This is a genomic window from Streptomyces piniterrae, assembly GCF_005048155.1.
GTDB classification, from domain to species: domain Bacteria; phylum Actinomycetota; class Actinomycetes; order Streptomycetales; family Streptomycetaceae; genus Streptomyces; species Streptomyces piniterrae.
The window spans coordinates 865,057-886,301 of sequence record NZ_SUMB01000003.1 but is presented as its reverse complement, the minus strand read 5'-3'; the positions used below and the strand labels follow the sequence as shown (position 1 = coordinate 886,301).

Below are 21,245 nucleotides of genomic sequence, written 5' to 3'. Positions count from 1 at the left end.
GGCGGGGCGGCCGCGGCGCGGGGTGGTGCGGGTGGGGCCGCGACCGGCGGAGCCGGGGCCGCTGCCGGCGGGGCCGAGCGGTCGGCGGTCGGCGGGGGACCGCCGGGGGCGGGGAACGGCCGGGGCGGTCTCGGGGGGTGTGGGGCGTGTGCGGGGGATGGGGGCCCGGTCGGTGTCGGTGACGTCGGTGACATTGGTGACGTCGCCGGGCGAAGCGGGTGTGGTGGATGTGGTGGATGTGGTGGATGTGGTGGGTGGGGTCGGGTGAGTGGTGTGCGTGTGACTGGTGTGCCTGGTGATGGTGGATGAAGTGCTGGTCGTGCCGTCGGTGCTCGGCGCGCCATCGGTGTCGTTCATGGTGCTGATCGCCCCCCTGTGGCCGGCCCGTTGACTACCGGGCAGTAGCTCTGGTGGGAGATCTTCTATCGGCGGGGCCGGCGTCGCGGCAACGGGAGAGCGGCCGAGCGGGCCGTGCCGCGGGATTCACCCGTCCGTGTCACGGGCCCGGAATGAGGCGGTGAAACGCGGTTGGGCGGGGGGCTCGGCGGTGGCCGCGCGGGGGTTGCGGGGGCGCCACGATGGGGGACTCGCGCCCGTATGCTGGCTGGGCATTCTTCTGAGTCGAGCGAATTGAGCGAAAGCGGCTGCCATGCGCGTCTATGTCCCCCTGACCCTTCCCGGTCTCGCAGAGGCGCACAAGAACGGTGAGTTGGGCCCCGGCCCGCTGGACGCGTATGCCGTCACGCCGGCGCTGCGCGAGTGGTACGTCTCGGACGACATCGAGGAGCTGGAGTACGCGGCGCTGAACCGCGCGGCCCAGGCCTCGCTACGGCTGCTCGCCGTGAATCCGCAGGCCGCGCGGCGGCGCGTCGTGATCGCGGTGGAGGTGCCGGAGGGCGCGGCGGTCGCGGACCCGGACCGGGGGCTCGACGAGTCGGCGCTGGGCGAGGTGCGGCTCGCCGGTCCCGTGCCGCTGGCCAAGGCCGCGGCGGTGCATGTGGACGCCGCCGAGGCCGAGGCGGATGTGGCGGCGGCCGCGGCGGCGCTGGGCGCCGCGGACCAGGGCGATGACGACGCGCAGTTCACGGTGGACGGTGCCGAGGACCACGATCTGATGTGGTTCGCCGTGCAGGAGATTCCGCATCTGCTCGACTGACGCCATGGGCCGGTAGCGGGGTGTGCGGCCGCCGTCGCGCTGCGTTGTCAGTGGGTCCGGGTACCTTTTTCTGCATGGGGAATCGCATGGGGGAAGGTGTGGGGCAGCGCATGGAGACGCACGCGATGCACATCGTGTGGGACTGGAACGGCACCTTGTTCCACGACATCGACGCGGTGATCGGGGCGGCGAATTCCGCTTTCGCCGAGATCGGCCTGGAGCCGATCACGCTCGAGCGGTATCGGGAGCTGTACTGCGTGCCCGTGCCGAAGTTCTACGAGCGGCTGATGGGGCGGCTGCCGACAGACGCCGAGTGGCTGGTGATGGACGAGGCGTTCCACCGTCACTACACCGAGCACCGGGTGGGCTGCGGCCTGGCCGAGGGCGTGGAGGTGCTGCTCGAGGGGTGGCAGGCGGCCGGGCGCAGCCAGTCGATACTCAGCATGTACGGGCACGACGATCTGATACCGCTGGTGCGCGGCTTCGGCATCGAGTCGCGGTTCGTGCGGGTGGACGGCAGGACCGGGCCTTCCGGGGGCAGCAAGAGCGAGCACATGGTGCGGCACTTCGCGGCGCTGGAAAAGGTCGATCCGGGCCGTACGGTCGTGATCGGCGACGCGGTGGATGACGCCATCGCCGCGCGGGACGCGGGTGCGCACGCGGTGCTCTACACCGGCGGATCGCACAGCCGGAGCAGTCTGGAGGGCGCCGGGGTGCCGGTCGTCGACAGCCTGGCCGAGGCCGTCGAGGTGGCGGGCGGAATCTTCTTCGGGTAGCCGCCGGGTGTCGCCGACGGCGGCGGGCCCGTGGGCAGGTGAGGCGGCGCGGTGCGCGCGCGGCGTCCTCTCACTGTCCGGTCGCCGGTCCGACCCCTTCGTGCCATCGCACATCGGAGCGGTCGAAGCGTTGTCCGGATGGTCTAAGTTCCCGGGAACCTTTTGTACCTACCAGGCTCATGACGCCACCCCCGCCGAGAGCGATAGCCTTGCAGCGTGATCAGCGCGATAACCCGCGGAGGCGTCGAGGCCTCCGCCGTGCGCCCGGGACACCACAGTGACCGGGCGATCGCTGGTCTTCGCGGCCGGGACTCGATGTCGACTTTGTCAAAAGTAGTCGAATACGACACGGCCATCTCTCACCGCGGCATAGCGTCGACAGCGACGGGACACCCCGCGTCACGCCGGCGCTGTGCACCTTCCACCGAGTTCTTCCACAACGTCACGCAACGGCGCGCGACAGGAGCCAGAGGACATGCAGACCAAGCTGGACGAAGCCAAGAACGAGCTGCTCGCAAGGGCCGCCCGGGTCGTTGAAACCAGCCCGAACGGGGGCCACGCCCCGGTCCGCGGGCTCGACTCGGAGACCCTCACGGGATACCTCCAGCGCTACTACCTGCACACCGCCCCCGAGGACCTCACCGACCGCGACCCGGTGGACGTCTTCGGCGCCGCGCTCTCGCACTACCGCCTCGCCGAGACCCGCCCCCAGGGCACCGCGAACGTCCGGGTGCACACCCCGACCGTCGAGGAGAACGGCTGGACCTGCAGCCACTCCGTCGTCGAGGTCGTCACCGACGACATGCCCTTCCTGGTCGACTCGGTCACCAACGAACTCTCCCGGCAGGGCCGCGGCATCCATGTCGTGATCCACCCGCAGGTCGTCGTCCGCCGCGACGTCACCGGCAAGCTGATCGAGGTCCTCGAGTCCGCCGACGCGCACGGCACCAACGGCAGGGGCAAGGCCGCGGAGCTGCCGCACGACGCCGTCACCGAGTCCTGGATCCACGTCGAGATGGACCGCGAGACCGACCGGGAGGACCTCAAGCAGATCACCGCCGATCTGCTGCGGGTGCTCTCCGACGTCCGCGAGGCCGTCGAGGACTGGGAGAAGATGCGCAGCGCCGCGCTGCACATCGCCGACGACCTGCCCAAGGAGCCGACCGCCGACGACCTGCGCGACCAGGAGATCGAGGAAGCCAGGGAACTGCTGCGCTGGCTGTCCGACGACCACTTCACCTTCCTCGGCTACCGCGAGTACGAGCTGGTCTCCGCGCCCGGCGAGGACGGCGGCGAAGAGGACGTACTGGCCGCCGTGGCCGGTACCGGACTGGGCATCCTGCGCGCCGACCCGTCGCACCACGCCGAGGACGGCCACCCGGTCTCGCCGTCCTTCAACCGGCTCCCCAAGGACGCCCGCAAGAAGGCCCGCGAGCACAAGCTGCTCATCCTCACCAAGGCCAACAGCCGCGCCACCGTGCACCGCCCGTCCTACCTGGACTACGTCGGCGTCAAGAAGTTCGACGCCAAGGGCAACGTCATCGGCGAGCGCCGCTTCCTCGGACTGTTCTCCTCGGCCGCGTACACCGAGTCCGTGCGCCGGGTCCCGGTCATCCGCCGCAAGGTCGCCGAGGTCCTGGAGGGCGCGGGCTTCAGCCCGAACAGCCACGACGGCCGGGACCTGCTGCAGATCCTGGAGACCTACCCGCGCGACGAGCTGTTCCAGACCCCGGTCGACCAGCTGCGTGCCATCGCCACCAGCGTCCTCTACCTCCAGGAGCGCCGCCGGCTGCGGCTGTACCTCCGCCAGGACGAATACGGCCGCTACTACTCCGCGCTGGTCTACCTCCCGCGCGACCGCTACACCACCGGCGTACGGCTGCGTCTGATCGACATCCTCAAGGAGGAGCTCGGCGGCACCAGCGTCGACTTCACCGCCTGGAACACCGAGTCGATCCTCTCCCGGCTGCACTTCGTCATCCGCGTCCAGCCCGGCGCGTCCCTCCCCGACCTCACCGACGCCGATGTGGACCGCATCGAAAGCCGGCTGGTGGAGGCCGCCCGCTCCTGGGCCGACGGTTTCGCCGAGGCACTGAACGCCGAGGTCGGCGAGGAGCGCGCCGCCGAGCTGCTGCGCCGCTACCACCACGCCTTCCCCGAGGGCTACAAGGCCGACAACAGCCCGCGCAGCGCCGTCGCCGACGTCCAGTACCTGGAGAAGCTCACCGGCGAGCCGGGCCACGACTTCGCGGTCAGCCTCTACGAGCCGGTCGGCGCGGGCCCCGGCGAGCGCCGCTTCAAGATCTACCGCACCGGCGAGCCGGTCTCGCTGTCCAAGGTGCTGCCGGGCCTGAACCGCCTGGGCGTCGAGGTCGTCGACGAGCGCCCGCACGAGATGCGCCGCACGGACGGCACCATCGCCTGGGTCTACGACTTCGGGCTGCGGATGCCCGACCACGTCAAGGGCGGCGACGACGCCCGTGAACGCTTCCAGGAGGCGTTCACGGCGGTGTGGACCGGCGCCGCGGAGAGCGACAACTTCAACAAGCTGGTGCTCCAGGCGGGCCTCAACTGGCGCCAGGCGATGGTCCTCAGGGCGTACGCGAAGTATCTGCGGCAGGCCGGGTCGACCTTCAGCCAGACGTACATGGAGGACACCCTCGCCAACAACGTCCACACCACCCGGCTGCTGGTCTCGCTCTTCGAGGCACGCATGTCCCCGGAGCGCCAGCGCGCCGGCACGGAACTGACCGACGGACTGCTCGAAGAGCTCGACGGGGCGCTGGACCAGGTCGCGTCCCTGGACGAGGACCGGATCCTGCGGTCCTTCCTGACCGTCATCAAGGCCACGCTGCGCACCAACCACTACCAGAAGGACAGCCAGGGCCGGCCGCACGGCTATCTGTCCATGAAGCTCGACCCGCAGGCCATGCCCGATCTGCCGGCGCCCCGCCCGGCGTACGAGATCTGGGTGTACTCGCCGAAGGTCGAGGGCGTCCATCTCCGGTTCGGCAAGGTCGCCCGCGGTGGTCTGCGCTGGTCGGACCGCCGGGAGGACTTCCGTACGGAGATCCTCGGCCTGGTCAAGGCGCAGATGGTCAAGAACACCGTCATCGTGCCGGTCGGCGCCAAGGGCGGCTTCGTCGGCAAGCAGCTGCCGGACCCGTCGCAGGACCGGGACGCATGGCTGGCCGAGGGCATCGCCTGCTACAAGACCTTCATCTCCGGTCTGCTGGACATCACCGACAACCTCGTGTCCGGCGAGGTCGAGCACCCGCGCAACGTCGTCCGCCACGACGAGGACGACACCTACCTGGTCGTCGCCGCCGACAAGGGCACCGCGACGTTCTCCGACATCGCCAACGAGGTCGCCCAGTCGTACGGCTTCTGGCTCGGTGACGCCTTCGCCTCCGGCGGCAGCGCCGGCTACGACCACAAGGGCATGGGCATCACCGCCCGCGGCGCCTGGGAGTCGGTCAAGCGGCACTTCCGCGAGCTGGGCCACGACACCCAGACCCAGGACTTCACCACGGTCGGCGTCGGCGACATGTCCGGTGACGTCTTCGGCAACGGCATGCTGCTCAGCGAGCACATCCGGCTGGTCGCCGCCTTCGACCACCGGCACATCTTCATCGACCCCAACCCGGACGCGGCGACCTCGTACGCCGAACGCCGCCGGCTGTTCGAGCTGCCCCGCTCGTCCTGGGCCGACTACAACACCGAGCTGCTCTCGCAGGGCGGCGGCATCCACCCGCGCTCGGCCAAGTCCATCCCGATCAACGCACAGGTGCGGGCCGCCCTCGGCATCGAATCCAGTGTGAAGAAGATGACGCCCGCCGACCTGATGCGGGCCATCCTCAAGGCCCCCGTCGATCTGCTGTGGAACGGCGGCATCGGCACCTATGTGAAGTCCTCGGCGGAGTCCAACGCCGATGTCGGCGACAAGTCCAATGACGCGATCCGCGTCAACGGCGAGGACCTGCGGGTCAACGTCGTCGGCGAGGGCGGCAACCTGGGTCTGACCCAACTGGGCCGTATCGAGTTCGCCACGTCCGGCGGGAAGATCAACACCGACGCGATCGACAACAGCGCCGGCGTGGACACCTCCGACCACGAGGTGAACATCAAGATCCTGCTGAACTCCGTGGTCGCCGAAGGCGATATGACGACCAAGCAGCGCAACAAGCTGCTGGCCGAGATGACCGACGAGGTCGGCGCGCTGGTGCTGCGCAACAACTACGCGCAGAACACCGCGCTGGCACTGGCGCTCGCCCAGTCGTCCAGCATGCTGCACGCCCAGCAGCGCTTCATGCGCCGCCTGGTGCGGGACGGCGACCTCGACCGGACGCTGGAGTTCCTGCCCACCGACCGGCAGATCCGCGAGCGGCTCAACGCCGGCCGCGGACTGACCCAGCCCGAGACCGCGGTCCTGCTGGCCTACACCAAGATCACCGTCGCGGACGCGCTGATCCAGACCGGCCTGCCGGACGACCCGTACCTCCAGCGGCTGCTGCACGCCTACTTCCCGTCGGCGCTGTACGACCGCTTCCCCGACCAGGTCGACGGACATGCGCTGCGCCGCGAGATCATCACGACGGTGCTGGTCAACGACACCGTCAACACCGGCGGTACGAGCTTCCTGCACCGGATGCGCGAGGAGACCGGAGCGTCCCTGGAAGAGGTCGTCAGGGCGCACACCGCGGCCCGCGCGATCTTCAAGCTGAACCAGGTCTGGGACGACGTCGAGGCGCTGGACAACATCGTCGGGGCCGACGTCCAGACCCGGATCCGGCTGCACTCCCGGCGGCTGGTCGAGCGCGGCACCCGCTGGCTGCTCAACAACCGCCCGCAGCCGCTGGAGCTGTCCACCACCATCGACTTCTTCGCCGACCGGGTCGCCGGGGTCTGGGCGGAGCTGCCGAAGCTGCTCCAGGGCAGCGACCTGGAGTGGTACGAGGCGATCCTCCAGGAGCTGACCGCCGCCGGCGTGCCCGAGGAACTGGCCGTCCAGGTGTCCGGCTTCTCATCGATCTTCCCGGCGCTGGACATCGTCGCCGTCTCGGACCGCACCGGCAAGGAGCCGCTGGCCGTCGCCGAGGTCTACTACGACCTGGGCGAACGACTGCGGATCAACCAACTCCTGGACCGCATCCTGGAGTTGCCGCGCAGCGACCGCTGGCAGTCGATGGCCCGCGCCTCCATCCGCGAGGACCTCTTCGCGGCCCATGCCGCGCTGACCGCGGACGTGCTGGCGGCGGCCGACGGCTCCGCCACGCCCGAGCAGCGGTTCAAGGCGTGGGAGGAGGCGAACGCGGCGATCCTCAGCCGCGCCCGCGCCACGCTGGAGGAGATCCAGGGGTCGGAGGGCTTCGACCTGGCGAACCTGTCGGTGGCCATGCGGACGATGCGTACGCTGCTGCGGACGCACAGCTGACGCACAGCTGAGGCACGGCTGAGGCACGGCTGACGCGGCCGAGCCGCACAGCCGACCTGCCCGGTACGGCGGACGGCCCCGGAGCTCAGGCTCCGGGGCCGTCCCCGTTCCGGTGTGCCGGGTGCCGGGACGCGTCCGATGGGTCGACGGGGCGATCGGCTGATGGGTTGATGGGTCGATGGGCCAGGGGCGGAGGCCTAGCGGGACGCCTCGTACGCCTTCACGACCTCGTCCGTCGGCCCGTCCATCACCAGCTCGCCCTTTTCCAGCCACAGCACCCGGTTGCAGGTGTCGCGGATCGACTTGTTGTTGTGGCTGACCAGGAAGACCGTGCCGGCCTCCTTGCGCAGCTCCCGGATGCGGGCCTCGGAGCGCTTCTGGAAGCTGCGGTCGCCGGTGGCCAGCGCCTCGTCGATCATCAGCACGTCGTGGTTCTTGGCGGCGGCGATGGAGAAGCGGAGCCGGGCCGCCATCCCGGAGGAGTAGGTGCGCATCGGCAGCGAGATGCTGCTGCCTTCCACGCCGGCGCCCTTCTCGTTGATGCCGGAGAAATCGACGATGCCGTCGTAGCGCTCGCGGATCTCCTCGCGGCTCATGCCCATCGCCAGGCCGCCGAGGACGACGTTCCGTTCGCCGGTCAGATCGTTCATCATCGCGGCGTTGACGCCGAGCAGCGAGGGCTGGCCATGTGTGTAGACACGGCCGCTCGCGGGCGGCAGCAGGCCGGCGATGGCGCGCAGCAGGGTGGATTTCCCGGAGCCGTTGGAGCCGATCAGGCCGATCGCCTCGCCCTCGTGGGCGACGAAGGTGACGCCCTTGACGGCGTGCACCTCGCGGGTGCCGGCGGAGGTGGTGCGGCGGACGATCCGGCTCAGTGCGGAGACGGCGCTGCCCCGGCCGCTGCCCGCGCCGTGCACCTTGTAGACGATGTGGACGTTGTCGGCGATGACAGTGGGCACGTGCCCCTCTTCGACGTGTCCCTTTTCGGCGCGTCCCGCTTCGACGCGCCCCTTGGTGAGCTCAGCCACGGCCGTACTCCTCCTCGGCCTTCCAGAAGTAGAGATATCCGACGACGCCGGCCAGCACGGCCCAGGTCAGGGCCAGCGGCCAGACATGGGGCGGCAGCGGGGCGGCGCGCGCGGTGTCGATCAGGGCGTATCGCATCAGGTCGATGTAGATCAGGGTGGGGTTGCAGTCCAGGAGGACGGCGACCAGGTGCGGCGCGGTCCTGGTGAAGGCGGACAGGTCGTAGAAGACACCCGAGGCGTACATCCAGGTGCGCAGCACGAACGGCATCAGCTGGGCGGTGTCGGTGGTCCGCGCACCGATCCGGGCCATGATCAGCGCGAGTCCGGTGTTGAAGACGGACTGCAGCAGCAGCGCGGGGATCATCAGCAGCCAGTGCCAGGTCAGCGGTACGCCGCAGACGAGCACGATGGCCGCGAGCACACCCATCGAGAGCAGCAGTTGCTGGAGCTGGATGAGGGTGAGGGCGATGGGCAGGCAGGCGCGCGGGAAGTGCAGGGCGCGGACCAGCCCGAGATTGCCGGAGATGGCGCGGGTGCCGGCCAGTACGGCGGACTGGGTGAAGGTGAAGACGAAGACGCCGGTGCACAGGAACGGGATGAAGTCGGGGATGTCGTCCCGGGTGTGGAGCAGCACGCCGAAGATCAAGTAGTAGACGCCGGCGTTGAGGAGCGGGGTCGCGACCTGCCAGATCTGACCGAGCCTGGCCGTGGCGTACTGCGCGGTGAGCCGGGCGGTGGCGAAGGACGCGATGAAGTGCCGGCGGGCCCAGAGCTGCCGGGTGTACGCGGTCAGCGGGGGCCGGGCGCCGCTCACCGTCAGGCCGTGGGCTGCGGCCAGCGCGCGCAGCCGCGGGTCGGGAGCCGTGCCGGGCACGGCGGCGCGGGTGGGCGCCGGGGCCGGGGGAGCGAGGGTCTGGGTCATGGAGGCCGCTTTCGTACGGAGCCGGAGGGGCAGCAGCAAAAAGCAGAGGGCAGCAGCAAAACAGCGGTACGACGGGACGGGTCCGTATCGTCGCGACGCCGACGGTAGACCGGGACCACGTCGAAACGCAACCGTAGCGTCGTGACGCTATGCTCCTGCCATGGCAAACGACGGCAGCGAGACTGACCCGACGGCGGCACGCCGGACCCCGGCCGGCGCCGCCGTCCTACGGGAGGACAAGACCGCCGCGATCCGCGCCGCGGTCTTCGAGGAACTGGCCGCGGTGGGCTTCGCCCGGATGTCGATCGAGGGCATCGCCCGACGGGCCGGCGTCGGCAAGACCGCCGTCTACCGGCGGTGGCGCTCCAAACTGCACCTCGTCCTGGACGTGGTCTCCGCGGTGGCCGCGGCGGGCCTGCCGACGCCGGACACCGGGTCGCTGCGCGGTGACGTACGGATGGTGCTGGAGGTGGCGGCGCGGGCGCTGCGGCACCCGATGGCGTCGCAGATCATCCCCGATCTGCTGGCCGAGGCGGCGCGCAGCCCCGAGCTGGCCGAGGCGCTCCAGACGGCCCTGCACGACAGCCAGGCGGGTGTCGCGGCCGCGGTGGTGGCGAAGGCGGTGGAGCGCGGGGAACTGCCGGCGGACGCGGACGCGCGGCTGGCGCTCGACCTGATGGCCGGGCCGCTGTACTGGCGGCTGCTGGTCGTCAGGGACGAGCTGCCCGAAGGCTATCTCGACTCGCTGTCGGTGTCGGTGGCGGCGGCGCTGGGGGCGGAGTGAGGGGGTAGGGGGAGGGGTGTGCCGGGGCCTGGGGTGGCGGACCCCTAGGGGGTGTTCGAACAGATCCCCTAGGGGATGCGTGGGCCCCCTGCGGGTCCACAACGCGGGGGCGCGGGGCGATATTCCGGCCGGCCCGGCAGGAGTATCCGGCGGGAGACCAGGAACGTGACCGGGATGGCGAGCAGCGCCGCGACCAGCGGCGCCACCGTGCTGTTCATCCCGAACCAGCTGACCAGGCTCACCAGCCCCACGCTCTGCACCACATAGTTGGTGACCTGCGTCAGCGGGAAGAGCAGGAACTTCGTCCAGGTCGGCCGGGTGCGGTAGGTGAAGTAGGTGTTGAGGAAGAACGAGCAGACCAGGCTCACCACAAAGCCCGCGGTGTACGCCGCGAAGTACGGCAGCAGCCGGTGCAGCGGCAGATAACAGGCGTAGAACGTCAGGGTGTTGACCCCGCCGACGACCACGAAGCGGACGATCTGGCCGACGTGGGCGGGGACGGGCATCAGCCGGCCTGCGAGGAGCTGGCCTGCGGGGAACTGGAGGCGGTGCGTGCCGGCGGCGGCGACTGGGCCGGCCGCCCGGTCCGCGGCGTCCCGCCGGACTCCTTGACCAGGAAGTGCGGCCGCTGCTTGGACTCGTAGTAGATCCGTCCGATGTACTCGCCGATCAGCCCGAGCATCAGCATCTGCAGCCCGCCCAGGCCCACGATGATGGCCACCAGTGTCACATAGCCGGGTGCGGTGATCCCCCCGGCGAGGGCGGCGCCGATGACCCAGAAGGCGTAGAGCGTGGCGAGCACCGCCAGGCTCAGCCCGGCGTAGATCGCCAGGCGCAGCGGGCGGCAGTTGAACGAGAGCATGCCGTCGATGCCGTAGTTGACCAGTGAACCGAGGCGCCACTTCGTCTCACCGGCCTCCCGGGCGGCGTTGCGGTAGTCGAAGGTGATGGTGTCGAAGCCGATCCAGGAGAACAGGCCCTTGGAGAAGCGGTTGTACTCGGGCAGCGAGATCAGCGCGTCCACCGCCGTACGCGACAGCAGCCGGAAGTCGCCCACGCCGTCGGCGAGTTCCACATCCACCCAGGTGTTGACGGCGCGGTAGTACATCCGGGTGAGCGCGGTGCGCAGCCGGCGGTCGCCCTCCCGGCTGCGTTTGGCGATGACCTGGTCGTGGCCGAGCTGGTAGAGGTCGAGCATCTTCTCGATGAGCTCGGGCGGATGCTGGAGGTCGGCGTCCATGATGATCACCGCGTCCCCGGTGGCCTCCTTCAGGCCTGCCAGTATCGCGGGCTCCTTGCCGAAGTTGCGGCTGAAGGAGAGATAGCGGGTGGTGTCGCGGTGCTGCTGGGCGAGGCTGCGGATCCGCGGCAGCGTGCCGTCGGTGCTGCCGTCGTCCACGTAGCACAGCTCGTACTCGACGGCGAGGTCGTCGAGCACCGTGCGGATCCTGTCGTCGAAACGGCCTATGACGGCTTCTTCGTTGTAGCAGGGGACGACGATGGAGAGCTTCATTCGCGGGCCTTTTCGCCGGGGACAGGGGACGGTTCGGGCGCCGTCCTCTGAAGGGCCATTCTACAAATGTGATGCTTTGTCACGATTTCAGAGAGGCGTTGGGAGGAACGCGTCCCCCGTCCGCGGGCCATCCCCACCACCGCCACCACGGCCAGCACCAGCGCCGCCGCGCCGCTCACCGCCAGCCCCGAAGCCAGGCCGGGCGGGGCGTACGAACAGGCCAGCCGGGACGCCCCGGTGCCCAGCGGCACCGCCAGCAGCCCCCCGAAGGAACGTGGCACCCGCGCCGGACCCCCGTCCACCGAACAGCTCCAGCCCCGGACGGCCGGGACCGCGAGCAGCGCACTGCCCGAACTCCCCGCGGGCAGCACGGCGGTCAGCCCATGACCGCTCACGGTGAGCCGGACCGGCCCGCCGGCGCGCAGCGCGGCCACCGCCGTGGCCAGTCTGCGGGGCGCGACGCAGCCCAGGGGATGCGCGGGAAGGCGCTGCCGCCCCGGACCCGCGAACCGCACCGACACCACCCCGTCGGCGGGCACCGTGCCCAGCGTCCGGACCGGATTGGCCGTCATGTCCCGTTGCCCGACTCCCCAGGTGCCGCCGCCCAGCCCACTGATCCGGCCGGAGAACCAGGGCGCGTACCAGACGGCCGTACTGCCGGGGGCGCACCGGGCCGTGAACGTGGTGCCCGCACCACCGGGCCCCGCGCCCGGCAGAGTCCAGCCCGCCCGCCCGGACAGCGGGGCCCTGCCCCCGGTGGGCCGCACCGACGGCACCTCGTACACACGGGCGCCCAGCACCCGTTCCTGACGGGCGAACACCGTGCCGCCGCGCCGGGCCCGCGGCAGCTCACCGCGCACGGTCAGCAGCGGCGCCGCGGCCGAGCGGCGCAGCACATACCGCTCCTGGTGCCCGGCCACCGGGAACAGCGAGCTGCTCACACCCATCAGGGCGCGGCCCACCGGGTCCTCGAAGCTGAGCGTATGACGCCCCCTCACATACCAGCCCGCCCCCAGACCGTGCAGGGCACCCGCGGTGGCCGCGGGTAGATAGCTGCTGTAGTACGCGCCGCCCTCGCCGCCCAGCAGCAGCGGATCGTTGTCGGCGAACTCGTGCGGGCCCGGATCGGTCCGCGACCGCGGCCAGTCGGCACGGCCGGTGAGCCCGGTCCGGGCGGCCAGCGCCGGCCCGCTGAGCGTCGTCTTCGGCCGGAACCACGCCACGGTGTCCCGCTGAGCCGTCACGGAGAACGCCGCGAACGCCGAACCCAACGCGACCGCGCAGGTCAGCGCCACGGCGACGGCGGTACGCACGGCCCGATGGGTACGGAAGCGGCGCATCGCCACCAGCGCCGGCAGACACAGGGCGCCACCGCCGAGAAGCAGCACCCAGGTCCCGGCGACGACCGAACTCTGCGCCCGGCAGCACCAGGCGAGGACGGCGACCAGCGCCGCCCCGGCGGCCAGTTCGCCAGTCCGCGGCCGGTGCGCCAGCGCCAGCCAGGCGATCATCGTCAGAAGGGCGCTGAGGACGAACGCCGCCCGGTACGGACTGCCGTTGGGCAGCGCGAAGCCGTGCCACAGCAGGATCGTCGGCCGCCACACGAACGACGCCGCGACCCCCACCGCCAGCCCGCACCAGCCCAGCCGCACCCTGCCCGGCACCGCACGCAGAAAAGGGAACGCGGCCACCAGCAACAGCCCGAGAACCCCGACGAAGACATGCGGGACCTCGGGCGCGTCGCTGCCGCCATGGCCGCCCGGCAACAGCTGCGCCAACTGCTCGCCCAGCGCCGGCGGACCGCCGTACGACGCCTCCGGCGCGGGCTGGGCGACCCGGCTGGCCGCCAGGGAGACGGTGAGGGCGGGCGCCGCCAGCGCGACCCCCACCAGCGTCATCGAGGCGGCCCGCGCCACCGCCCGCAGCCGCTCACCGCCCGTCATCCGGTCGGCCAGCGCCAGCCGCAGCCCCAGGACCAGCACCATCGCGAGCGTGGCCATCGCCGCCGTATAGAAGTTGCCCGCCCAGCAGGCCCCGAGGAGCAGCGCCCCGGCCACCCAGCGCCGCCGGTGCAGACACCAGTCACCGGCGATGCCGGCCATCGGCAGCGCGACCAGCCCCCACATCCACATGGGATCGGTGCACCCGTCGTTCACCACCCAGCCGCACAGCCCGTACCCCACCGCGAGCAGCGCCCGCAGCCAGCCGGGGCCGGGATGCAGCCGGCCCAGGAAGACGGTCATCACAGCGGCCGCGAGCCCGATGCTCAGCAGCGTGACCAGGAACACCGGAAAGTCCGTCAGCTCCCGCGGAAACAGCCCGACCAGCCAGGAGAACGGGTTCATCAGGTAGCTGAGGAAATCCGCGAGGAACGGAACCCCGTACCCGCTGCCCCAGTTGAAGAACAGATCGCCGGTGGTGGCGCCGTGCATCAGGTCCCACAGCCGGGCATGGAACGGCACGAACTGATTGCCCAGATCGTTGACGGCACGCGAGCGGGCACCGAACGGATAGCTGCCGTGGACCGCCAGCGCCAGGCAGTACGCCCCCATGGACAGCAGCGCCGCGAGCCCCGGTGCGGCCAGGCGTCTGAAGGTCGGTCTCACTGTTGCCGCGTTCTCCCTGCCCATCGTCTCCAGCGGGGTGGAGGTGGCGGACCCACCGGCGCTACGACAAGATCAGCGAGGACTCACTTTACGGTAAATGTCTCAATCGACCGTTTTATTCGGGTGGGTGGGCGGGGCGAATCCCCCCGGCACCCGGCACACAACCCGCGCCCGGCACACCGGGGGACGACTCCGACAGCGGACCGCTACCGCCGCGCCTCCGGGTGATGGTGCTGCCAACCCGCCCACGCCGACGCGATCATGTCGCGGACGTCATGGTGAGCCTTCCAGCCCAGCTCGGCCGCGATACGGTCGGCGGCCGCCACCACCCGGGCCGGGTCCCCGGCACGACGCGGCGTCACCTCGGAAACCACACCCTCATGCCCCGTGACCTCGACGATCAGATCGATCAGCTCGCGCACCGAGACACCCTCGCCACGGCCGATGTTCAGCGTCAGATCCCGCACCGGGCCCGGCTCCGCGAGCTTCCTGGCCGCCGCCACATGCGCGTCCGCGAGATCGGCGACATGAATGTAGTCACGGATGCAGGTGCCGTCGGGCGTGTCGTAGTCATCGCCGAAGATCCGCGGAGCGGCACCCTCGGTGAGCCGCTCGAAAACCATCGGAACGATGTTGAAGACACCCGTGTCCGCCAGCTCGGGCGTGGCGGTACCGGCCACGTTGAAGTACCGCAGACAAGCCGTGCTGATGCCATGCGCCCGGCCCGCCGCACGAGCCATCCACTCACCGACCAGCTTCGTCTCGCCGTACGGGTTGATCGGCACGCACGGCGTGTCCTCCGTGACCAGGTCCACATCCGGCATGCCGTAGACCGCCGCCGACGACGAGAACACAAAACGGCCCACCCCGCCCGCGGCCATCGCCTCCAGCAGGATCTGCAGGCCGTGCACGTTCTCGCGGTAGTAGTGCAGCGGCATCTCCACCGACTCGCCGACCTGCTTCTTCGCCGCCAGGTGAACGACATCCGTGACACCGTGCCCGGCGATCGTCTCGTCCAGCAGCCGGCGGTTCAGCGTGGAACCGACGACCAGCGGCACGTCCCCGGGGATCCGGGCACGCACGCCCGTCGTCAGATCGTCCAGGACGACGACCGGCTCGCCCGCCTGCCGCAGGGCTCGTACGACATGGGCACCGATATAGCCGGCACCACCCGTGATCAAGTAAGACATAGCGCCAATCCTAGGCTCGGTGGACACAGAACAGCGGGGGCGGGGAAGGACCGCTCAGAGACGGAGACGGCGCGCCGCGATCCGCCACACGCTGCGCAGCCCCGACGCGATCCGCAGCGACAACGCGCCACCCGTCGTCGCATACGGCTGAACCAGCAGCAGCAGATGCCGCCGGCTGGGCAGCACCCGCCGGCCCAGACCCGGCCCGGTCGCACGCAGCGACGCACGGAAACTCGCCCCGTCCGCACAGCTCACCTGGGCCATCAGATCCCACGGCTCGGGATCCGCAGACCGCCGACGGGAGACGTCCCGGTCCAGCAACGCCGGCAGATCCAGCACCACCTCCGCGGTCCACGACAGCGCGGCCCCCGCATCCGACGGATGCGCCGTCAACGCCGCGGTGTGCACCGGACCACGCCGCTCGTCGACCCGGCGCCGCAACTCCACATCGATGCTCAGCGGCTCCGCCGCCGCCAGCCGCCCGTACATGTCGTGCACCCGCAGCCGCAGCGTGCTCCGACTGCCGATCACCGGCCGCGCGTCAATCGTCACCGGCAGCCGCCGCATCGGCTTGGTGTCCAACGCGTCCAACTCCACCTGCGGCAGATCCTCCGACCACACCGCACCACCCGAAGCCTCCGCATACGGCGGCAGCAGCCGCCCCGGACGAGCCGCGAGCTGCGTCAGCCGCTCCAGATCACGCGGCTCCGGCGACGCCAGCACCACCCGCGCCAGCCAGCGCGCCGGAGCCCGCGCCGCCCGCAGATCCGCCTCGTCGAACCCGGCCAGATAGTCACGGGTCAGCCGCCACCACTCGGCCCGGTAGTCCGCACTCCGGGTATGCAGCTCACGCACATAAAGCCGCAGATCATGGTCGAGGAACTTGGTGTTCGCGGCATGCGCGAGAACCTTGTGCCCCGCGTCCTGGAAGATCCGCACACTGATGCGGTGCGCATCGATCCGCGCCTGCCAGTTGGTGACGTCCTTACGGTCCAGCGAAATGGACTGCTTCGCGGCCGCACGCCGGACATGCCAGATGTAGACGTTCTCCGGAATCGTCGCCAGCCGCGGCGCCGCCGCCAGCACCCGCGCCGTGAACACGAAGTCCTCATACGTGAAGCGGCCCTCCGGGAAGGCGATGCCACGCTCCATCAGGAACGACCGCTCATAAAGCTTGTTGACACACAGCGTGTCCCGCACCAGCTGCGGGCTGGCATCGGCCGAGCCATGCACCGCCGCCTCGCGATACAGACCCGGCTGCCAGGGCACATCGCGGCGCGCCGGCAGCTCCCGGCGGACACAGGCACCCGCCACGACCGGCGCGTCATGCCGCAGCGCCGCGGACAGCAGCGCCTCGGCCGCACCCGGGGGCAGCACGTCATCACTGTCCAGGAACATCACGAAGCGGCCGGTGGCGGCCCGCAGGCCCTCATTGCGCGGGGTGCCGCAGCCGCCGCTGTTCTCGGCGCGGTGGATGACCCGCAGCCGCGGCTCGGTACGGGCGAGGGCGTCCAGGGCGGCGCCGGTGCCGTCGGTGGAGGCGTCGTTCACCGCGACCACCTCGGTCACGACACCTCCGGGAGTCCCCTGCGCGAGTGCGGACCGCACCGCCTCGGAGACATGGACGGCATCGTTGAAGGCGATGACGACGATGCTGACCTGCGCGGTTGGCGTGATGGTGGGCCCAGGCCGTGGCTCAAGGGCTTCTTTCACAGTCACTACATCTACATTTCGTGTCGACAGCATCTCTTTGGCGCGAGCGGGAAGCGATCCCCTTATCCGATGGTTCAGAGGGTGATTCCCGCCCTGCGGTTGCCCCCTTCGCCACGGTTTTCCACGTCATTGCCGTCTCGTGACAGACCGGAAACCGGGCTCGGGTGTGCATGACTCCGTGAGGACGCCTGCACATGCTGTAACGACGCGACCGCCACACGATGCCGATATAGAGCCGATATGCCCGTGATCGTCTTCCACGGGCCGCCACCACCAGGCCCCCGCCCCGCCCCTCAGCAGGTCCACGGCCCGCCCCGCCGCACCACCACCGCCCCGGCGGCAGAACGCCTGCCGGAAACCCGCCCACGCATCCGCACCGGCCACCGCGGAGGCCCCCCAACTCACCCCACCCGTATACGAGTTCACCGGTCACGGCGAACACGCCGCGCGGCCGCGGGAAACACCGGTACGCGGGCCGGCGCACCCGCCCCGACCCGCGCACCCCTCGGTCAGCGGCCCGCCGTACGGGACCTCTTCCGGGCCGCCACGATCGCCTTCGTGACCACCGGCGGCAGGACGTTCAACGCGACGGTACGCAGCGCACCACGGCGCGCCCGCGGCGCCGTACGGGCCGCCGACGCCTTCGGCGCCCGCGCCGCCGGACGCACCGCCGCACCCGCCTTGTGACGCGAAACCGGATGCGCCGGCTCCTTGGCGCCCTTGGCGCTCAACCGGACCAGCGGCGCGTCATTGACGAACTGGACCTCGTGCCAGATGTCGCCACGCGACTCCAGCCACACCAGCAGCGCCTTCTGCAACGGCTCCGGATCACCCCACGTCCCGTAGAACTTGGTACCCGTGATGCAGATCGGACGCAGCCCCTCCATGGCCACCGCCTGCCAGGTCGCGGCCGCCACCCCCGGACAGTGCTCCGCACGGTAGTCGTCCATCACCACCACACCGGTCTCCGTGAGCAGCTCACGGACCGCCAGAATGTCGCCGTGCACATGCTCGTACAGATGCGAGGCATCGATATGCGCGAAACGCACCGTGCCGTCCTCGACATGATCACGCACAACCGAGCTCAGACCCTGCACGATCGTCGGCAACTCCTCATGAAACGCAAGGTAGTTGGCCTCGAAAGCACGACGCGTCAACGTCGCGTAGGACTTCTTCATCTCCTTGGAGTTGGAAGCGTCCTCGGCAGGCGAGTCGAAGAGATCGCAGACCGTGAAGCGCTCACCGGCACGCAGCCGCGCCCCGAGGAAAATCGCGCTCTTGCCCATGTACGCGCCCAGTTCCAGCAGATCACCCGCCTCGGACCGGTCCTCCTGGCGGGCCAGGAACCAGTCGAAGAGCAACTGGTCAGCGGTGAAGAACCAGCCTTTGACATCGGACAGCCGGGTGGGGCGCGGGAGTTGTTCGGCACTCTGGTCTGCGGTGAGGGCAGTCATGTGCGGTCCGTCTCCAGACGGTCGGGAATCTAGGGCGATGGTGCGACGGCGACGGGCGCGATGGTGACAAGTGCGACGCGGCGGGGACAGAGAGCGACGCGAGCGTCTGCTGGACTCCTGCGAATTCCCGCAGTCGTCGATCCGGCATTTCTGCAGTTGTCCATGGGGCCGGCACCGTGGCGAGCCCGCGTCGGGCCGTGGCACCCCGGCCCCTGACGCACGGGGCGACCGCCATCCGCGGTCATCGTAGGGGGAGGAAAATGAACGGAAGGTGGCCTGGCGCCGCGCGAAACCGGGATTCACACGTCCCTTACGCCCCCGATGCCACCGCGACTCCTCCCAGCACCCGGCCCCGCACCAGCGCACCACCGCACCTCATCGCAGCGGCCTCACTTCACCGCACCCGCCATCACCCCGGACACAAACTGCCGCTGGAAGGCAAAGAAGACGATCAACGGCACCACCATCGACACAAACGCACCCGGCGCGAGCACGTCGATATTGCTGCCGAACTGCCGCACCTCCTGCTGCAACGCCACAGTCACCGGCGGACTGCCACTGTCCGCGAAGATCAACGCGATCAGCATGTCGTTCCACACCCACAAAAACTGGAAAATCCCCAGCGAAGCGATCGCCGGACCCCCCAGCGGCATCACCACCCGGCTGAACAGACGCAGCTCACCCGCCCCGTCCAGCCGCGCCGCCTCCAGCAGCTCACGCGGAATCTCCGCGAAGAAGTTCCGCAGCAAGAACACCGCGAACGGCAAACCGAACGCCGTATGGAAAAGCACCACCCCCGCCGTCGTCTCGAACAACCCGACCGCCCCGAACAGCTTCGCCACCGGAATCAACGCCACCTGCACAGGGACGACCAGCAGCCCCACCACCACCAGGAACCAGCCGTCACGGCCAGGGAAATCCAGCCAGGCGAACGCATAACCCGCCAACGACCCGATCACCACCACCAGCACCGTCGCCGGCACCGTGATCGCCGCCGTCGTCAGCAGCGACCCCATCACCTTCTCGTTCCCCAGCAACTCGCTGTAGTTGTCCCACGTGATCTGCGCCGGCTCACCGAAAACCCGCCACCAGCCCGACTCACCGATCCGCTGCGGGCTGCGCAGCGAGGACAACAGCAGCCCGACACTCGGCATCAGCCAGAACAGCGCGACCAGGATGAGGAAGACCCGCAGCGCGCCCCCACCGGTCCGGGCCGCGACCCGCGACACCAGCGAACCCCCGGCCGACCCCCGCCCGGCACCCACCCCGCGCCCCCCGCGCCCGCCCCGCAGCGCCCCCCGCACGGTCGTCATCGGCGACGCTCCTTCCGAATGCGCCGGAGATTGACGTACATCACCGGCAGCACGAGCAGCAGCAAGAACACGGCGATCGCACTGCCCAGACCCTCATCCACATCCGTACCGAACGACGACTGGAACAACTGCAGAGCCAGCACATTCGCGGACCTGACACTGGAACCGGGCGCGATGATGTACACCAGATCGAAGATCTTCAACACATTGATCATGAGCGTGACCAGCACCACCACCAGGACGGGCGCCAGCAGCGGCACCGTGATCCGCCGGAACACCTGCCACTCGCCCGCACCGTCCACCCGCGCCGCCTCCAGCAGCTCACGCGGCACACCCGCCAGCCCGGCCGCGATCAACACCATCGCGAAACCTGCCCACATCCACACATAACTCCCGATGATGGCGGGCGTGACCAGCATCGGACCCAGCCAGTCGACACCGTTGTACGGCGCGGCGAAATTCCCCGCGGGAAGCCTCAGCCGGGCACCCTCGGCCTTCCCCGCCGGCAGCGCGAACGTCCCGTCGGCCGCCGTCTCCGCCGACGCCACCACCCGCCCGTCCTTCACCGCCTCCACCGTCAGCCCCGCCAGCGCCTTCTCACCGCCGTCGATGACATCCGGGCGGCCACCGCCACCACGGGTGAAGTCCAGCCAGACCGTGCCGGTGACCGCACCCGGCCGCGGCCCGGCCGGCGCCGCCCGCCGCGCATCGCGTACGTCCTCCTGCCGGACGGCCACCAACGGAAGCCTCACCGGATCCGCCGCCCGCACAGCCGACCTCGTCATGAACGCGCCCCCACCGGACCGCCCCAGATCCGCACGAGGCCGCGGCTTGGCACCCGGAAACGGCGCCGGATCGGCAAACGTGTCATGCACACCCACCCACACCGCGTTCGCCACACCGCGCTCCGGATCCTGGTCGTACACCAGCCGGAAAATGATCCCGGCCGCCAGCATGGAGATCGCCATCGGCATGAAAACCACCAGCTTGAACGCCGTACCCCAGCGCACCCGCTCGGTCAGCACCGCAAAGATCAGCCCCAGCGCCGTCGACACCGACGGCGCCACCACCACCCAGACGACGTTGTTCTTCAGAGCGGTACGGATCCCGTCATCCGAAAACAGCTCACCGTAATTACCCAGCCCCACAAAACCGTCGCCGGACGCATCGAAAAGACTGCGATAAACGGAGAACACAACGGGATAGGCCACCAGCGCGCCCAACAACACCAGCGCGGGCAGCAGAAAAACCGCCGCGATCCAGGGCCGGGTCCCACCAAGCCTCCCGCGCTTCCGCACCGAGAGCCGCCCGGCACCTCCAGCCCCACCCGGTAAACCACTCCTGACGCTCATCGCG

14 protein-coding genes and 1 pseudogene are annotated in these 21,245 nt (G+C 70.1%); 4 read left to right on the top strand and 11 right to left on the bottom strand.

The window, feature by feature from the left end:
- A pseudogene (locus FCH28_RS12615) lies at nucleotides 1-357 on the bottom strand (hypothetical protein); the annotation flags it as partial.
- Nucleotides 358-649: 292 nt separating this feature from the next.
- On the opposite strand from FCH28_RS12615, the gene FCH28_RS12610 reads away from it, so the two are divergent.
- The 3 genes from FCH28_RS12610 to FCH28_RS12600 all read left to right on the top strand — a co-directional run bounded on the left by FCH28_RS12610 (nucleotide 650) and on the right by FCH28_RS12600 (nucleotide 7,366).
- The gene (locus FCH28_RS12610) at nucleotides 650-1,156 is read left to right on the top strand and encodes a DUF6912 family protein (protein WP_136739890.1); all 507 of its coding nucleotides are present in this window, start codon (nucleotides 650-652) and stop codon (nucleotides 1,154-1,156) included.
- Nucleotides 1,157-1,266: 110 nt separating this feature from the next.
- The gene (locus tag FCH28_RS12605) at nucleotides 1,267-1,932 is read left to right on the top strand and encodes an HAD family hydrolase (protein ID WP_136739889.1); all 666 of its coding nucleotides are present in this window, start codon (nucleotides 1,267-1,269) and stop codon (nucleotides 1,930-1,932) included.
- Between the two features lie 475 nt (nucleotides 1,933-2,407).
- Entirely contained in the window at nucleotides 2,408-7,366 is a 4,959-nt protein-coding gene (locus tag FCH28_RS12600) for an NAD-glutamate dehydrogenase (RefSeq protein ID WP_136739888.1), read from the top strand.
- 197 nt (nucleotides 7,367-7,563) lie between these two features.
- Here the strand turns inward: FCH28_RS12600 and FCH28_RS12595 are convergent, their stop codons facing one another.
- Together FCH28_RS12595 and FCH28_RS12590 are read right to left on the bottom strand one after the other, a co-directional pair.
- Complete coding sequence (locus FCH28_RS12595) at nucleotides 7,564-8,394, bottom strand: ABC transporter ATP-binding protein (protein WP_136739887.1); 831 nt, start codon at nucleotides 8,392-8,394, stop codon at nucleotides 7,564-7,566.
- Complete coding sequence (locus FCH28_RS12590) at nucleotides 8,387-9,316, bottom strand: ABC transporter permease (protein ID WP_136739886.1); 930 nt, start codon at nucleotides 9,314-9,316, stop codon at nucleotides 8,387-8,389. The genes FCH28_RS12595 and FCH28_RS12590 overlap by 8 nt, the downstream gene beginning before the upstream one ends.
- Nucleotides 9,317-9,476: 160 nt before the next feature.
- Here FCH28_RS12590 and FCH28_RS12585 point away from each other — a divergent pair, with 160 nt between their 5' ends.
- On the top strand, nucleotides 9,477-10,100 hold the full coding sequence (locus tag FCH28_RS12585) for a TetR/AcrR family transcriptional regulator (protein WP_136739885.1): 624 nt from the start codon (nucleotides 9,477-9,479) through the stop codon (nucleotides 10,098-10,100).
- Nucleotides 10,101-10,168: 68 nt separating this feature from the next.
- On the opposite strand, the gene FCH28_RS12580 is transcribed toward FCH28_RS12585, so the two are convergent.
- The 8 genes from FCH28_RS12580 to FCH28_RS12545 form a co-directional block, all read right to left on the bottom strand.
- Complete coding sequence (locus FCH28_RS12580; RefSeq protein WP_136739884.1) at nucleotides 10,169-10,606, bottom strand: GtrA family protein; 438 nt, start codon at nucleotides 10,604-10,606, stop codon at nucleotides 10,169-10,171.
- A complete protein-coding gene (locus FCH28_RS12575; RefSeq protein WP_136739883.1) occupies nucleotides 10,606-11,613 on the bottom strand; it encodes a glycosyltransferase family 2 protein in 1,008 nt (335 codons plus the stop codon). The genes FCH28_RS12580 and FCH28_RS12575 overlap by 1 nt, the downstream gene beginning before the upstream one ends.
- On the bottom strand, nucleotides 11,610-14,219 hold the full coding sequence (locus FCH28_RS12570) for a YfhO family protein (RefSeq protein WP_246102682.1): 2,610 nt from the start codon (nucleotides 14,217-14,219) through the stop codon (nucleotides 11,610-11,612). The genes FCH28_RS12575 and FCH28_RS12570 overlap by 4 nt, the downstream gene beginning before the upstream one ends.
- 206 nt (nucleotides 14,220-14,425) lie before the next feature.
- Nucleotides 14,426-15,409, bottom strand: a complete 984-nt coding sequence (galE, locus tag FCH28_RS12565) for a UDP-glucose 4-epimerase GalE (protein ID WP_136739881.1) — start codon at nucleotides 15,407-15,409, stop codon at nucleotides 14,426-14,428.
- A 54-nt stretch (nucleotides 15,410-15,463) separates the two neighbouring features.
- Nucleotides 15,464-17,122: a glycosyltransferase family 2 protein gene (locus tag FCH28_RS12560; RefSeq protein ID WP_246102711.1), complete on the bottom strand. Its 1,659-nt coding sequence runs from the start codon at nucleotides 17,120-17,122 to the stop codon at nucleotides 15,464-15,466.
- Between the two features lie 509 nt (nucleotides 17,123-17,631).
- On the bottom strand, nucleotides 17,632-18,576 hold the full coding sequence (locus FCH28_RS12555; protein WP_136739879.1) for a class I SAM-dependent methyltransferase: 945 nt from the start codon (nucleotides 18,574-18,576) through the stop codon (nucleotides 17,632-17,634).
- 389 nt (nucleotides 18,577-18,965) lie between these two features.
- Entirely contained in the window at nucleotides 18,966-19,889 is a 924-nt protein-coding gene (locus FCH28_RS12550) for a carbohydrate ABC transporter permease (RefSeq protein ID WP_246102681.1), read from the bottom strand.
- Nucleotides 19,886-21,241, bottom strand: a complete 1,356-nt coding sequence (locus FCH28_RS12545; protein ID WP_136739878.1) for a carbohydrate ABC transporter permease — start codon at nucleotides 21,239-21,241, stop codon at nucleotides 19,886-19,888. The genes FCH28_RS12550 and FCH28_RS12545 overlap by 4 nt, the downstream gene beginning before the upstream one ends.
- Nucleotides 21,242-21,245 lie beyond the last annotated feature (4 nt).

Excerpts from the sequence above, each read along its gene's own strand:
- FCH28_RS12545 (WP_136739878.1), bottom strand. The coding sequence starts at position 21,241 with ATGAGCGTCAGGAGTGGTTTACCGGGTGGGGCTGGAGGTGCCGGGCGG.
- FCH28_RS12580 (WP_136739884.1), bottom strand. The coding sequence starts at position 10,606 with ATGCCCGTCCCCGCCCACGTCGGCCAGATCGTCCGCTTCGTGGTCGTC.
- FCH28_RS12550 (WP_246102681.1), bottom strand. The coding sequence starts at position 19,889 with ATGACGACCGTGCGGGGGGCGCTGCGGGGCGGGCGCGGGGGGCGCGGG.
- FCH28_RS12610 (WP_136739890.1), top strand. The coding sequence starts at position 650 with ATGCGCGTCTATGTCCCCCTGACCCTTCCCGGTCTCGCAGAGGCGCAC.
- FCH28_RS12605 (WP_136739889.1), top strand. The coding sequence starts at position 1,267 with ATGGAGACGCACGCGATGCACATCGTGTGGGACTGGAACGGCACCTTG.
- FCH28_RS12575 (WP_136739883.1), bottom strand. The coding sequence starts at position 11,613 with ATGAAGCTCTCCATCGTCGTCCCCTGCTACAACGAAGAAGCCGTCATA.
- galE (WP_136739881.1), bottom strand. The coding sequence starts at position 15,409 with ATGTCTTACTTGATCACGGGTGGTGCCGGCTATATCGGTGCCCATGTC.
- FCH28_RS12590 (WP_136739886.1), bottom strand. The coding sequence starts at position 9,316 with ATGACCCAGACCCTCGCTCCCCCGGCCCCGGCGCCCACCCGCGCCGCC.
- FCH28_RS12585 (WP_136739885.1), top strand. The coding sequence starts at position 9,477 with ATGGCAAACGACGGCAGCGAGACTGACCCGACGGCGGCACGCCGGACC.
- FCH28_RS12555 (WP_136739879.1), bottom strand. The coding sequence starts at position 18,576 with ATGACTGCCCTCACCGCAGACCAGAGTGCCGAACAACTCCCGCGCCCC.
- FCH28_RS12600 (WP_136739888.1), top strand. The coding sequence starts at position 2,408 with ATGCAGACCAAGCTGGACGAAGCCAAGAACGAGCTGCTCGCAAGGGCC.